The sequence below is a fragment of the Gammaproteobacteria bacterium genome, from assembly GCA_022450155.1.
GTDB lineage: Bacteria > Pseudomonadota > Gammaproteobacteria > Arenicellales > UBA868 > REDSEA-S09-B13.
The window spans coordinates 24,928-38,782 of the sequence record JAKUQR010000010.1 but is presented as its reverse complement, the minus strand read 5'-3'; the positions used below and the strand labels follow the sequence as shown (position 1 = coordinate 38,782).

Sequence of the window (13,855 nt, the reverse complement as noted above, 5' to 3'; positions counted from 1 at the left end):
CTCGCGGTTATAAACGGGCGAAAAACGCTCTACAGGTCTGCGTAAAAGCTTCAGAACGACGGGTTCGCCGGGTTTTCGACAGTGTGACCAGCACCACCCGCAATGGCATGGCTTTTTCACGGATCGGCAGACAGCGGACGCGAGCGCCATCGTAAGTGAGTTCGGAGGCCGGCTGTAGATTGAGCACACTGTAGCCGTGGCCCCGGGCAACAAGACCACGGACCAGTTCGAATGACGCAGACCGCTGGTCAATTCGCGGATTGATACCCAGGTGCTGGAACAGTCGCTGAAAATATTCACGGCTGTGCGGGAGGTCCAGCAGGATCATTGATTCATCCTGCAGCGCTTTAAGTGAAACGGATTTCCCACCGGACAGCGGGTGGCCAGACGGCAGCAGAACATGTGGCGCTATGACGGTCAAGCCTTCACTTCGAAGTTCAGAATCCAACTCGAGGTCGTAAAGCAGTGCCATTTCAATGTCACCCGATTTAAGGAGTTGCTGGAGTCGGTCCAGCGTGCCCTCAATCAGGCGAATCCGCAGCTTGGGGTGGTTTTCTTTCAGATCGCTCATCAGCCGTGGAATAAAAAACGGTGCAAGCGTCACAAAGCACCCAACTGCAAGGTCGCCGCTGATCGAATCGCGGAGTTCCCGCACGTCCTCCTCAATTTCCTGCGCATGAGTGAGCAGTGATCTTGCACGGGCAAGGAAATCGGCACCTGCCGGTGTCAGCGAGACCCCCTTGGCGTGATGTCGAATCAGCAACGTCAGGCCAAGCGAACTTTCGAGTTGTGCGATGGAGGTCGAGAGGGCAGGTTGGGAGATGAATAAGTCTTTGGCAGCGGCCGATATGTTGCCGTGCTCGGACACACTGATCAGATACTGGAGCTGTTTGAGTGTATATTGCATAAAAATAATAGATACAATGGATTATTAAATTGTATTTTACAATACAGGCAGACTGCGCATGATCCTCCACTATCAAGCCGAAAGGTGAGTGAATCGGCTAAAACCCAGCCAGGAATTTTGAAATGATCAGAACCGCTGCTGAATACCTGGACTCTATCCGCGATGGTCGTCAGGTCTGGATCAATGGCGAGAAAGTCGACGACGTGCCGACGCATCCGATGTTCAAGCCCGTGGTCGACATTCGGGCCCGTATTTACGAGATGCAGCACGATGCCGCAACGCGGCACGTGATGACCTATGAAGAGGAAGGTGAGACCTTCTCGGTGGGACTTAAATTGCCGTACGCGCAGGAGGACTGGTACCGGAAGCGTGAGGCCACCGACGCAGTGATGGATGATGTCGGTGGGATTGTGACCCGTGTGGGTGATGAAACCGTCGGCGAGATGTGGTCCCTGTACGATGGGCAGGACGTGCTGAACGAAATGGACCCGCAGTTTTCACAAAATATTCGTGATCATGTTGATCGCGTGATCAGGATCGATCCTTTTCATGTATCGGCCAACACCGATCCCAAGGGTGACCGATCCAAGGCACCTCAGGACCAGGATCCAGACATGTTGCTGCACGTGGTCCGTGAGACAGATCAGGGCATTGTTGTTCGCGGGGCAAAGTACGAAACGGCGGCGCCTTATGCGAACCAGGCGTTCACCAAGCCAACCATCGCCAACTGGGGTGACAGCGAATTGTCTGACTATGCAGTTGGATTTATCTGTGATCTCGGGTCTCCAGGTATCAAGATGATTTGCCGTACCGGTTTTACCGGGCGCGCATCAGCTGAGGATTATCCGCTCGCCAACAAGTTCGATGAAATCGATGCGCTGGTGGTATTTGATAATGTCCTGATACCCTGGGAAAATGTGCTGTTCTACCGTCACACGAAAGCGGCCACCTTCATTCGGTCAACCTTGCACCGTTACAGCGCCTTTGCATTTGTACAGCGCAACCTGCAGATGGCCGATCTGATGATCGGCGCTGCACTGTTTAACGTGCGCCAGACTGGTCTGGACAAGCAGCCAGCCGTACAGGAGAAACTGTCCCAACTTGCGGTCTACCGCGAGGGAATCAACGCACACCTGACCGCTGCTATCGCGACCGCTGAAAGGAGCCCTGGCGGACTGTTGATGCCCAATCAGTCATTGCTTTTTACAGGACGGGTTCATGCGTGCTCGAATCTGCCGGCGATGATGCACCTGGCGCGGGAACTGTGTGGTGGACAGATCTGTGTGACCCCGGATGTTGCAAGCTTCAGGCATCCGGAGACCGGTAAATGGATGGAGAAATTCTATACAATCAATGACGAGTGGACTGCTGAGGATCGACGTAAACTTCTGGCATTCGCCCGCGATCTGCTGAATTCGGACTATGCAGGCCATCGATTGACTTTCCAGCTCTTTGCGCAGTCACCACCATTTGCACATCTGGCAGCGGTGTACAGAAATTTTGACTGGGGCGAATCACTGGGCTTTGCCCACCGGGCAGCTGGTCTGTCGGAAGAATTATTAGAGCGTATCGATCAGACGGCCGGGGACACCAGCGCCAAACAGCTGTTTGGTGCCAGGCCCGCCGGCAAATCAGCGGCCTGAATAAACGGAGAACCGATGATGACTCACACACGCCTGCGCAAGTTCAATACCCGAGACACCTATCCCGAACAGAGCCTGGACAATGATCTGTGCCAGGCAGTCGTCGCGAAAGGAACTACGGTCTTTCTGCGGGGACAGGTGGCCCAGGATCTCGAGACTCGTGAGTCGCTTTTCACCGATGACGCCGGTGCCCAGACCAGAAAAGCAATGGAAAACGTTTCCCTATTGCTTGGGGAAGCGGGCAGCTGTCTTGAACAGGTGTGCCGTGTGGTGGTCTACCTGACCGATATCCGGTATCGAGATTCCGTTTATCAGGAGATGGGCAAATGGTTCAAGGGTGTACACCCGTGTTCAACTGGGCTGGTTGTCTCGGCACTGGCCCGGCCTGAGTGGTCGGTGGAGATCGAAGTGACTGCGGTAATACCCGATAGTAACGTCAGCTGATTTTCGATGGTCTGAATACTACCGGGACAAGCCATGACTTTTTCAATCACGGGTATGTGCGATGAGAGTGGAATGAGCGGCATTGCGATCACGACCTCGAGTATCTGTGTCGGCAGTCGCTGCCCCTGGGTACGGGCGGGTGCAGGTGCTGTGTCAACCCAGAATATTACCGACCCGACAATCGGCAATGAGGTGCTTGATCTGATGGCGGGCGGGCAGAGTGCATCGGATGCACTGAATTCGGTAATGGACCAGCGTCCTTACGCTGAGTATCGTCAGGTAGCGGTCGTAGATCTATCGAGTCGTACTGCTCACTTCAGTGGACAAGAAGTCCTGGGCATCCACGCCGTGAGCGAAGGGCAGCACTGTGTTGGTGCTGGTAACCTGCTGTCCGATGTCGGGGTGGCGCAGGCAATGTGCGCTATGTTTGAGAAATCGATAGGGGTACACCTTGCCGAACGTTTGTTGCAGGCACTGGAAGCCGGCGTTGCAGCCGGTGGTGAGAAGGGCCCAACTCATTCGGCGGCCTTGCTGGTCGCCCACGAGCAGCCTTGGCCATTGGTCGATCTGCGTGTGGACTGGGCCGAACAACCCGTGAAAGAACTGCGCCGGTGCTGGGAACGATACGAACCCGAGATGATGGTCTACCTGACCCGAGCCCTCAATCCCGGCGCAGCACCCACCTATGGGGTGCCGGGCGATGAATGATACTGAACCGGTCAGCAAACTCCTCACCGAAGATGACTGTAGATATGGTCAGTAGCGATCTGTTTCGCGAGGCAATGAGCTGTGTGGCATCTGCGGTGTCGGTCGTTACTACCGATGGTGCATCCGGCTGTGCCGGGATGACCGTGAGCAGTATGTGTTCAGTCTCGGATGATCCCCCTTCTGTTTTGGTCTGCCTGAATAAAACCTCCCCGGTCAGTGAGGTTGTCCGGACCAACGGCACTATGTGTGTCAACGTTCTACGCGATGATCAGGACTACGTGTCTACAGCGTTTGCGGGTGACTACCTGGATGCCAATGTTGATCTTTTTGTGTCGGGTAACTGGGACCGTATGGCGACCGGGGCACCGGCTTTCGCAGAAGCCTTGGTAAACCTGGATTGCCTGATCGCAGGGGAAATGTTGTACGGGACCCACTACGTTCTGATCGGCAGGATCCAGAATGTCAGGCTTAACGAGCAGGGTGACCCTTTGATTTATGCTACCCGCCGGTACCGGGCTTTGTTACCTTCTGAGCGAGTCAAACCTGATGGTGTCGGATGATCTGCTGAGGTTGTTGACGGATCTGGTTGCATTTGATACCACCAGCCGCCGCTCCAACCTTGATCTGATCGACTATGTTCAGCATTATCTCCGCGGTCACGGCGTCGACAGTGAGCTGATTTTTGACGAGACGCGCTGTAAGGCGAATCTCTACGCAACGATTGGCACAACCGATTCGCCGGGCGTCATGCTTTCTGGTCACACCGACGTTGTACCTGTCGATGGGCAGGACTGGCACACGGATCCGTTTTCACTGGTCAGTCGGGACGGATGTTTTTATGCTCGTGGCAGCGCTGACATGAAAGGGTTTATTGCCTGTGTTCTGGCCCAGGTACCGCAGATGACGCGTCGTCCACTCAGGACACCAGCTCACATTGCCTTGTCTTACGATGAAGAGATCGGTTGCCTCGGCGTACGGCGTCTGATCGAGCTGATGGCGACCCTGCCGGCACGGCCGATGATGGGTGTGATTGGCGAACCGACCGGAATGCAGGTGGTTCGGGGGCACAAGGGGAAACAGGCATTCAGGGTCACGGTGCGCGGCCGCAGCAGTCATTCCGCTTACCCGACCTCGGGCGTTAATGCGGTAGACACTGCATCCGAGCTGGTCTGCTATATACGGCATCTACAGCAGAACATTCGTGTACACGGGCCGTTTGATGATGCTTACACCGTACCGAACACCACTTTACATGTGGGTACGATACACGGTGGAACAGCCCTTAATATCGTGCCAGAAAAATGTGTACTGGAGTTTGAAATTCGTCATCTCCCGGAGCAGGACACCGAAAGTCTTGTCGCTGATATCCGTGGTCACATCGCAACGGTGCTGGAGCCGCCTATGCAGGCCGTTGATCCTGAAGCAGGTGTCGAGTTTGAGGTTTTGACCCGCTACCCGGGCTTGTCAACCCAAACGGATGCAGCGGTGGTGAGCCTGGTTCAGTCGTTGTTGAGCGATACTGAGGGTACGCAGAAAATCAGCTTCGGTTCCGAGGCGGGTCTTTTTACCAGTGAGCTCGGCATACCTGCGGTGGTCTGCGGTCCGGGCAGTATCCAGCAGGCGCACAGAGCCGATGAGTATGTTTCGGAAAAACAGTTAGATAGGTGTATGCGTTTTATTTCGAAGCTGACTGATTCACTCGTCGACGGCATCGCCTTTTCATGAGAGCACATAATTGTCTGTGCAATTGTGTTGACGAATTCGGTGTAAACGTGGTTAATGAGCTTTGCGGTTTTAGGAGCAGGGATCCCCAAAAACCCAACGATAAAATCTATAACGCTATTCGGAGAAAATCCAATGACGACACAGCCTAAATACGATACCGAGAGTCTGTGGCAAAAAGATCGCGATCACTACATTCATCCCTGGACTGATTTTTCGACCTTCAAGGAAGAAGGATCGATGGTGATGGCCAACTCTGAAGGCGCTTATGTAATTGACTCAGACGGTAAACGATATATCGACGGCATAGGCGGTTTGTGGTGTAACAACATTGGTTATGCCAATGAAGAGATGGCCGAGGCAATCGCCGATCAGGTCAGGCAGATTCACTATTACTCAGTATTTGGTCACCTGACGACGCCGCCCGCCGCAGAATTGGCAGCCAAGCTGGCCAAACTGACGCCAGGACAGCTTGATCATGTGTTTTTTGGTACGGGTGGATCAATGTCAAACGACACGGCGATCCGGATTATCCATTTTTACTTCAACCGCTTAGGCAAGAAGAACAAGAAAAAAATCATTTCCAGAATAGACGGCTACCACGGCAGCACGTACCTCGCCATGTCCATGACGGGCGTGGCATTCGATCATCAGGGGTTTGACCTTGTCCCCGATCTGGTCCATCACATTCCAGCGCCCAATCCTTATCGAAGACCAGATGGAATGTCGATGGAAGCGTTTTGTGATGAGAAAGTGGCAGATCTTGAAAACAAAATTCTGGAACTCGGTCCTGAAAATGTGGCCTGCTTTATCGCCGAACCCATCATGGGCGCCGGCGGCGTCATCGTACCGCCACCGGGATACCACCGGCGAACGCGTGAGGTCTGTGACCGCTACGAAGTGCTGTATATCTCCGACGAAGTGGTTACCGGTTTTGGTCGGTTGGGACAGTTTTTTTCTTCTGAAACAGTATTTGATTTTGTCCCCGACATTATCACCTGTGCCAAAGGTATTTCTTCAGGCTACGTGCCACTGTCAGCGACGATACTTTCAAAAAAGATCTATGATGTGATCAGCGTGCCGCAGGCTGAGGGTGCGTTGTTTACCCATGGCTTTACCTATTCTGGACATGCGGTCAGTTGCGCGGCTGGCCTTAAGAATATTGAGATCATGGAACGCGACGACATATGTGGCTATGTTCGCGAAGTCGGGCCTTATTTTGAGGAACAACTCAATACCTTGCGGGAATATCCCATCGTGGGTGATGTGCGGGGCAGCCACTTCATGATGTGTATTGAGAACGTCGCGAATCAGGAAACCAGGGAATTGCTGCCAGATGACGCCAATATCGGAAAACGGATTGCCGATCACTGCCAGGAGCGTGGTGTGATCGTGCGGCCCATCGCTCATCTCAATGTCATGTCGCCACCGTTGGTGTTGACGCGACGCCAGATCGATACCATGGTCGAAGTTCTGCACGAAAGTATCCGTGCAACCATGGATGATCTTACCCGGGAAGGCCTGTGGTCAGGTTAATCGGGTCGTCAGCGCTAATCGGCACGCGGGCTCTGGCTGGTGCCTGGATCATGGCGGGAGCGTGATTTGAAAAATAGAATTCGTGAAATCTGGGCTGAAAACAGGCCTGTCGTCAACGGCTGGCTTTCCATCCCCAGCACGGTGACTGCCGAGATCAACGCCAGAGCGGGTTTCGACTCGCTGACGGTCGATCTTCAGCATGGACTCAATGATTATCAGTCAGCGCTTAATCTGCTGCAGATCATATCGATTGGACAATCGGCGCCCCTCGTGCGGGTGCCCTGGTTGGAGCCGGGAATCGTCGGTAAGCTACTCGATGCGGGTGCGGTAGGATTGATCTGCCCGATGATCAATTCAGCTGAAGATGCAGCACGCCTTGTGCGTTACGCGCTTTACGCACCGGCTGGTGAAAGGAGTTTTGGGCCGACCCGAGCCATCATGGCGCATGGTCCAGATTATGCCCAGGCTGCCAATGAGGAGATCGTGACGCTGGCCATGGTCGAAACTAGACGGGCGCTTGACGAGTTGGATGGCATTGTGGCCACCTCGGGGCTGACAGGGGTCTACATCGGGCCAAGCGACCTCAGCTTGTCGATGGGATACACCCCAAAACTTGACCCTGACGAGCCGGAGGTCGTGTCTGCGATCAAACGGATTCTTGAGACTGCCAAAGCGGCTGGTATACGGGCAGGAATCCACTGTCTCTCGCCGGCCTATGCCAGGGAGATGATATCGATGGGGTTTGATCTGGTGACTGTTGGCAGCGACATCAGGATCCTGACCAGCGCAACGGCCGCGGCACTGGAAGCAGTGCGCAACTGACACCAGCTAGTACCTGGCGAGCCCCGAAATGTAGGGTATTCGGATTCAGTCCTTGCCCCAGATCTCTTCGGCCAGCCCGACCAGTGCCGAGAGTTTGTCGATCTGGTTCCGTTCGGTGATCGGGTTTCCCGCGACTGTGCTGGCGAATCCGCACTGCGGGCTGATCGACAGCGACTCAAGTGGCAGGTACTCAGCGGCTTCGAGAATACGCACTTTGAGTTGCTTCGGATCTTCAACGTGAGGCGTTTTGGAACTGACCAGTCCCAGGACCACCTTTTTATTGAGCGGTACGTGTCTGAGCGGCTCGAAACTGCCGGCACGGTCGGTGTCAAATTCAAGGAAGAACGCGTCGACTTCTGCCTGGCCGAATACGGATTCCGCAATGTCGTCGTAGCCCCCTTCAGTGAGCCATTTACCCTTGAAGTTACCCCGGCAGATATGCAGTGCCGCGGTCATGTCAGTCGGGCGGTCCTGCACAGCCGCGTTCAGTGCCTCGATGTACAGTGCCGTGAGCCGCTCGGGGTCGCCGCCCAGTGACACCACGCGCTTGCGGATGGCGGGATTGGCCAGCATGATCAGTGGCACTTCGTCCAACTGAATATAACGGCACCCTAGGTCATACAGGTCGGCTATTTCCTGGCGGTAAATCGCTGTTAAATCGGCCAGATAATGCTGCTCCGATGGGTATCCCGAGCCCGCGATGGTCTCGTTCAGTCGCCAGAAGTGCAGGGTCGACGGCGACGGCATCGTAATTTTCGGCGTCACCGATGCCACCGACTGAAGAAACGCAAATTCGTCGGTTGAGATGGAAGCGGATTTTTTCAGCTTTCCGGTACAGGTGGCAGCTATGAATTCCTGTTCTGCGCCGCTCTCGTCATGGAACGCGAAAAGCGCTGGTGCGACACCCAGTCCTTCGACGGCGTCGACCCAGTGCCCCCAGTAAGACGCCCGGCGGAACTCGCCGTCCGTCACCAGCTTCAGACCCAGTGACTCCTGTGTCGTGACGGCGTCGCCGATAACCTTGTCCTGGACCGCCCTGAATGCGTCCGCTGAGATCGTTCCCGCATTAAACGCCCGAAAGGCCTGGGTCAGCTCACTGGGACGGAGCAAACTGCCCACATGTTCGGCGCGAAAAGGCGGGGCATGAGCCACTGTCATATCGTTTTTCCGGTTTAACGTTTGTTCCGATTATCGAATATGCGCTTGGCCTTGAATTCTGTTTTGGGCAGGGTATCCGGTGCGATGATCTCCACCTCGCAGCGGACCTCGATCCGGGTTCGAACCTCGTACGCAACAGCCCTGGCGACCGTTTCAGACGACTCAAAATCGGCGTGTTCAACACGCACGGTCATCACATCGATGCCAGCTTTGTTGGTCTCGATTGTGGCGTCATATTCATCACCCACGCCGGCGACAGCGCGCACGGCTTCTTCGATGACCGACGGATAGAACTTTAATCCGCGCAGATTAATCAAGTCATCGGCACGACCGGAAAATCCACCCATCGCGCGTACATGGGTGCGCCCGCAGTCACAGGGAGACGAATTGAAGGTCGTGTAGTCGCCAACAATAAAACGCAACTGTGAGGAACTCTCGGAGTTCATATTGGTGCAGATGGTGATGCCGCACTCACCTTCGGCAACCGGTTTCAGCGTGTCAGGGTCGACCAGTTCCCAGATCTGAAAATCTTCCATCAGGTGGGTATGTACCTGTTGGCCGGGTAAGCTGGAAGCCGGGCAGGAATAGCCGCCGGAATGTGGGGAGGCCTCGGTACAGCCATAAAATTCGACCAGCCGGGCACCCCACAGGTCTTCGAGCCGGGCACGCGTAGTGGATATCCCGGCCGCGGGTTCACCTCCCGTGAACAAGGTCTTGATCGAAGATCTGGCGGGATCTAGCCCTAGGCCCTGCATTACCCGGCCGAGGCGCAATAGCTGTGACGGCAGTGTCGCGAGGATCGTCGGCTTGTATCGCTCGATGATGTTGCAGCGCATCTCCGCCGTCATGCCACCGCCGGGAATACACGGTATCCCCATGTACGCGAGCGCCTGATGCACACCCCAGGCCCAGACATGTGGTCCAAATCCAACTACCAGAAAAACACTGTCACCGCGCCTGGCACCGAGCGACCACAGTGCCCGGGCGTTGGCCCAGCACCACTGTTCCAGGTCGAACTTGGAATAGCGAAAAACCCGTGGTAGCCCGGTGGTTCCCGAGGTTGTAAACAGGCTCCAGCCCCGTTCGTTCCAGAGTGCATCGTTATGGGTGGTGTAGGTGCCCCAGGGCGGATTGGCCATCAGGTCTTCGACCATCTCCTTTTTGTCGACGGGCGGCCATTTCAGAAGATCGTCGACGGTTTGAATGTCAGCCGGAGTCAGCCGCAGTGAATCGAACCGGTGGCGGTAGAAATCGCTGTTTTCATAAAGAAATGGTGTCAGCACCTTCAGCTTCTCGTTCTGCAGGGCGCGAAGTTCATCGCGTGAGGCGCAGTCACGGGCAGGCGACCAGAATTGTTCCGAACCCGCTGCATCGAAATCGGCACGGTGGGATTGGAGCAACTCCAGCCAGCGTTGCCGGGTCGCCTGCTTTCTATCCTGGGACATATCGACCTCGGTTATGACTATGTATCGTGTTATCCGCGCAGCAAAAAGCGTTGGATTTTGCCGCTGGGTGTCTTGGGCAGATCGCTGATGAATTCAATCTGTCTCGGGTACGCGTGTGCTGACAGTGTGGACTGTACGAATGTACGCAATGTTTCGGCCAGTTCAGATGAGGGGTCGTATCCTGCTTTAAGAACCACAAACGCCTTGACGATTTCGCCCCGAAGTTCATCGGCAATACCGACCACCGCAGCTTCAGCCACGGCCTCATGCGTGAGTAGTGCGCTTTCAGGTTCGAACGGACCGATCCGGTAACCGGCACTGGTGATGATGTCATCGGCCCGGCCACTGAAAGACACATAGTCGTCCGCGTCCCGACTCGCTGAGTCACCAGTCAGGTAGTATCGGCCATTGTCGGTAAAGCGCTCGGCGGTGCGCTCAGGATCGTTGAAGTAGCCACGGTACCAGAACAACGGGGAGGCGTATGTGTCTACGGCCAGTTGGCCCTCCTGGCCGGCCGCTAACTCCTTGCCATCAGGATCCAGAATGACGATCCTGAATCCCGGCATCGTGTGCCCCATTGAACCGGCGCGGATGGGTCGCTGTAGTTCTGGGAGATGATGATTGCAGACCATCATACCGCCCTCGGTCTGGCCATAGTGGTCGTGAATGGGTACACCGAGTTGGTCACGGCCCCAGCTGACAACATCGGGATTGAGCGGTTCTCCGGCACAAGATGCCAACCGCAGCGAAGAGGTGTCTGATGGTATGACCTGATCTTCCGCTGCTCGCATCATCCGGAAAACAGTGGGTGCAGTGGTCACATTGGTCACACCATAAGTCTCAAGAATTCTATAGGTTGCGCTGACGTCAAACGGTGCATTAAAGAACAATGTAGTGTTGCCCAATAGCAGGGGCCCAACGAGTGCATAAAACAGACCGTAGGCCCAACCAGGGTCGGCCATGTTCCAGTACACATCGTCATCGCGCACATCCAGGCCGAAACGCATGTAGGCTACAAAAGAAGCCAGTGCTTTGACCGGAATCTCCACCCCTTTGGGGCTGCCGGTGGTGCCGGATGTATAAATCAGAATAAACAGATCGTCGCCACAGGTTAAAACCGGATCCGTTACTGGATCTGCCTGAGCCAGTGCGTCCCGGTACGCCACATCGCCATCATGCGTGCCGCTGCTGTCATCGGTGACGGTGACGACTTGTGGAGACCCGGGTCCAGCGTTTGCGTATGAGACCTTGTGTCGATTGGCGACATCGGTCACCAATACACGCGCTTGACTGTTTTCGACCCGCGATGAAATGGCTTGCGGGCCAAAGGCCGTGAACAAGGGGACATGCGCTGCACCGAGACGCCACAGCCCCAACGTGGTGACCAGTAGTTCGGGTGATTTGGGCAGTAATGTCGCGACGCGGTCCCCCTTGGTCACCCCCAGCGCTTTGAGGACACCGGCCAACCGGGACGACAGGTCGCGTAGCTGTGCAAATGTATAACGGGCACTGTTGCCCAGTGCGTCTTCGTAAAGCAGGGCTGTCTTTTGCGGGTCTTCGGCGTGCTGGTCACACAGGATACCTGCAACGCTGATGGTGTCAGCATCGAAGGTGCTTAGCCATGTTTGCATCTGTCGCTCAACTGGGCTGCCCAGATCATCTAGCATGGTTTACCTCTTGGACAGAGCGGACCTTAAGTATCCCGGCCTTATAAAACTGGTTGTGGAAAGAAGCATTCTGGCACCTGGCAGGAGAGAGGGTCAAACCCCGAAGCACACCTACCGTTAGGTCGTGGTGAATGCTTTCTGGTAGAGATCAGCTTTATGCGCTGACCCGATTGAGTGAGTGATGCCGTTTATACTGGTCTGATCGCTATAACCTTTTTGGAGCGTACAGAATGCATATCGTCATTGCGCAGATGAGCCATGAAACCAACACCTTTTCTCCGGTGGTCAGTGATCTTGCCCGGTTTTCACCCGCTGGCAGCGGTGTACCCATCGCCGGTGATGCTGCGCAGGAGATGTTTCGGGGCACGGCCAGTTGCATGGGTGGATATCTAACGGTTGCTGAAGCTGCAGATGCTCAAATCACCATACCGGTGGTGGCGGGTGCAGCACCATCCGGCCCTGTGGAAGATGAGGCTTACGAATATATCGCTGAAAAAATCGTACACGCAGCAGCACAAGGATGCGATGCGCTTTTCCTGGATCTTCACGGTGCCATGGTGACCCGTTCACACGAAGACGGTGAAGGTGAACTGTTGCGTCGGTTAAGGGCTGTCAATCCGGATGTACCGATTGCGGTCGCGCTGGACATGCACGCAAATCTCTACGATGACATCGTCGGTCTTTCGACCATCGTCGCGGGTTACCACACTTACCCCCATATCGATATGTATGAAACTGCCGAGTTAGCCGGAAAATTATTGCTGGATCACATCGTCAACGGCATTAAACCCACCATGGCATGGGGCAACAATCCAATGCTCCCGCACATCATGCGCCAGGGTACGGATGATCAGCCAAATCGGGCGCTGCAGGCGCGGGCCCAGGAAATGGAGCGTGATGGTGCCCTGGCTGTCAGTGTGTTCACTGGTTTTCCACATGCAGATATCGCGCAAGCGGGTCTGTCAGTGGTGGTCGCAACAGACAATGACCCCGAGTTGGCTGGGTGCCTGCGTGATGAACTGCTTGATCAGGCCTGGGCGCAACGTCAAAATTTTGTCTATCAGCTCGAGCCGCTGGAACAGTCCGTTGCCAGGGCCCGAACCGTGGGAGCAGAACCCAGCGACAACGGACCGGTACTGATTCTGGATCACTATGACAACACCGCGTCTGGCGGTACGATGGATACCACCAATGTGCTGGCCGAGGTGCTGGCGCAAGGTCTGGAGGACGTGGCTTTCTGCGGCATTTTCGATCCTGATGCCGTCAGTGTAATGCAGGCTGCGGGCGTGGGGAATGAGGTCCGCTTGTCACTGGGCGGTAAGCTCGCTATGCCGGTTCTGCAGCGCCACAGTCATCCCCTTGAACTGACCGGGCGAGTCAAGCTGATCAGCGAAGGTCGCTTTCCGACCACCATCGCGATGGGCAGAGGCCTGATCACCGATATGGGTACAACTGGCGTGCTGTCTGTGGGTGCGGTGGACATCATGGTTATTTCCCGCCATTTTGAACCGGTCGACCCCGGATGTTTCCGCGCGGTCGGCATCGAACCCACCGAGCAGCGCTTCCTGATGCTGAAGAGCCGCATTCACTACCGCGTCGGTTTCCGTGATCTGGTGCGCGAGGTCGTGGAATGCGCCGGGCTCGGCGTGTGTACTTCGGATTATTCGGAGATCACCTTTGACAACGTGCGGCGACCGATTTATCCGCTGGATAACGTTGCGACAAGACAATCAGTTTGATGAGCGGGCGGAAGTTCAAGTGGCTAGGCCCCCGAGTTATACTGGAAGTACGCTGATAGTACTG

At 55.4% G+C, this 13,855-nt stretch carries 12 protein-coding genes; 8 read left to right on the top strand and 4 right to left on the bottom strand.

Annotated features, from left to right (window positions below; genetic code table 11):
- Positions 1-7: 7 nt before the first annotated feature.
- A complete protein-coding gene (locus MK323_07450) occupies positions 8-907 on the bottom strand; it encodes a LysR family transcriptional regulator (protein MCH2481996.1) in 900 nt (299 codons plus the stop codon).
- A gap of 122 nt (positions 908-1,029) precedes the next feature.
- Here MK323_07450 and MK323_07445 point away from each other — a divergent pair, with 122 nt between their 5' ends.
- The 7 genes from MK323_07445 (at position 1,030) to MK323_07415 (ending at position 7,782) form a co-directional block, all read left to right on the top strand.
- Entirely contained in the window at positions 1,030-2,550 is a 1,521-nt protein-coding gene (locus MK323_07445) for a 4-hydroxyphenylacetate 3-hydroxylase family protein (protein MCH2481995.1), read from the top strand.
- Positions 2,551-2,565: 15 nt separating this feature from the next.
- Positions 2,566-2,994: a RidA family protein gene (locus MK323_07440; protein MCH2481994.1), complete on the top strand. Its 429-nt coding sequence runs from the start codon at positions 2,566-2,568 to the stop codon at positions 2,992-2,994.
- A gap of 33 nt (positions 2,995-3,027) precedes the next feature.
- A complete protein-coding gene (locus tag MK323_07435) occupies positions 3,028-3,702 on the top strand; it encodes a DUF1028 domain-containing protein (GenBank protein ID MCH2481993.1) in 675 nt (224 codons plus the stop codon).
- 32 nt (positions 3,703-3,734) lie between these two features.
- Positions 3,735-4,262 carry a flavin reductase gene (locus MK323_07430; protein ID MCH2481992.1) on the top strand — a complete coding sequence of 176 codons (528 nt, stop codon included), beginning with the start codon at positions 3,735-3,737 and terminating at the stop codon, positions 4,260-4,262.
- Positions 4,249-5,427 (top strand): acetylornithine deacetylase, encoded by a 1,179-nt coding sequence (argE, locus tag MK323_07425; protein MCH2481991.1) that lies wholly within the window; start codon positions 4,249-4,251, stop codon positions 5,425-5,427. The genes MK323_07430 and argE overlap by 14 nt, the downstream gene beginning before the upstream one ends.
- 132 nt (positions 5,428-5,559) lie before the next feature.
- The gene (locus MK323_07420; protein ID MCH2481990.1) at positions 5,560-6,960 is read left to right on the top strand and encodes an aminotransferase; all 1,401 of its coding nucleotides are present in this window, start codon (positions 5,560-5,562) and stop codon (positions 6,958-6,960) included.
- A gap of 66 nt (positions 6,961-7,026) precedes the next feature.
- The gene (locus tag MK323_07415) at positions 7,027-7,782 is read left to right on the top strand and encodes an aldolase/citrate lyase family protein (protein MCH2481989.1); all 756 of its coding nucleotides are present in this window, start codon (positions 7,027-7,029) and stop codon (positions 7,780-7,782) included.
- Between the two features lie 45 nt (positions 7,783-7,827).
- Here the strand turns inward: MK323_07415 and MK323_07410 are convergent, their stop codons facing one another.
- From MK323_07410 to MK323_07400, 3 genes are read right to left on the bottom strand one after another with little or no spacing between them, the layout of a single operon-like run.
- Positions 7,828-8,940 carry a 5-methyltetrahydropteroyltriglutamate--homocysteine S-methyltransferase gene (locus MK323_07410; protein ID MCH2481988.1) on the bottom strand — a complete coding sequence of 371 codons (1,113 nt, stop codon included), beginning with the start codon at positions 8,938-8,940 and terminating at the stop codon, positions 7,828-7,830.
- 14 nt (positions 8,941-8,954) lie between these two features.
- A complete protein-coding gene (locus MK323_07405; protein ID MCH2481987.1) occupies positions 8,955-10,385 on the bottom strand; it encodes an AMP-binding protein in 1,431 nt (476 codons plus the stop codon).
- A gap of 29 nt (positions 10,386-10,414) precedes the next feature.
- A complete protein-coding gene (locus MK323_07400) occupies positions 10,415-12,052 on the bottom strand; it encodes an AMP-binding protein (GenBank protein ID MCH2481986.1) in 1,638 nt (545 codons plus the stop codon).
- Positions 12,053-12,282: 230 nt separating this feature from the next.
- Here MK323_07400 and MK323_07395 point away from each other — a divergent pair, with 230 nt between their 5' ends.
- Positions 12,283-13,791: a M81 family metallopeptidase gene (locus tag MK323_07395; GenBank protein MCH2481985.1), complete on the top strand. Its 1,509-nt coding sequence runs from the start codon at positions 12,283-12,285 to the stop codon at positions 13,789-13,791.
- Positions 13,792-13,855 lie beyond the last annotated feature (64 nt).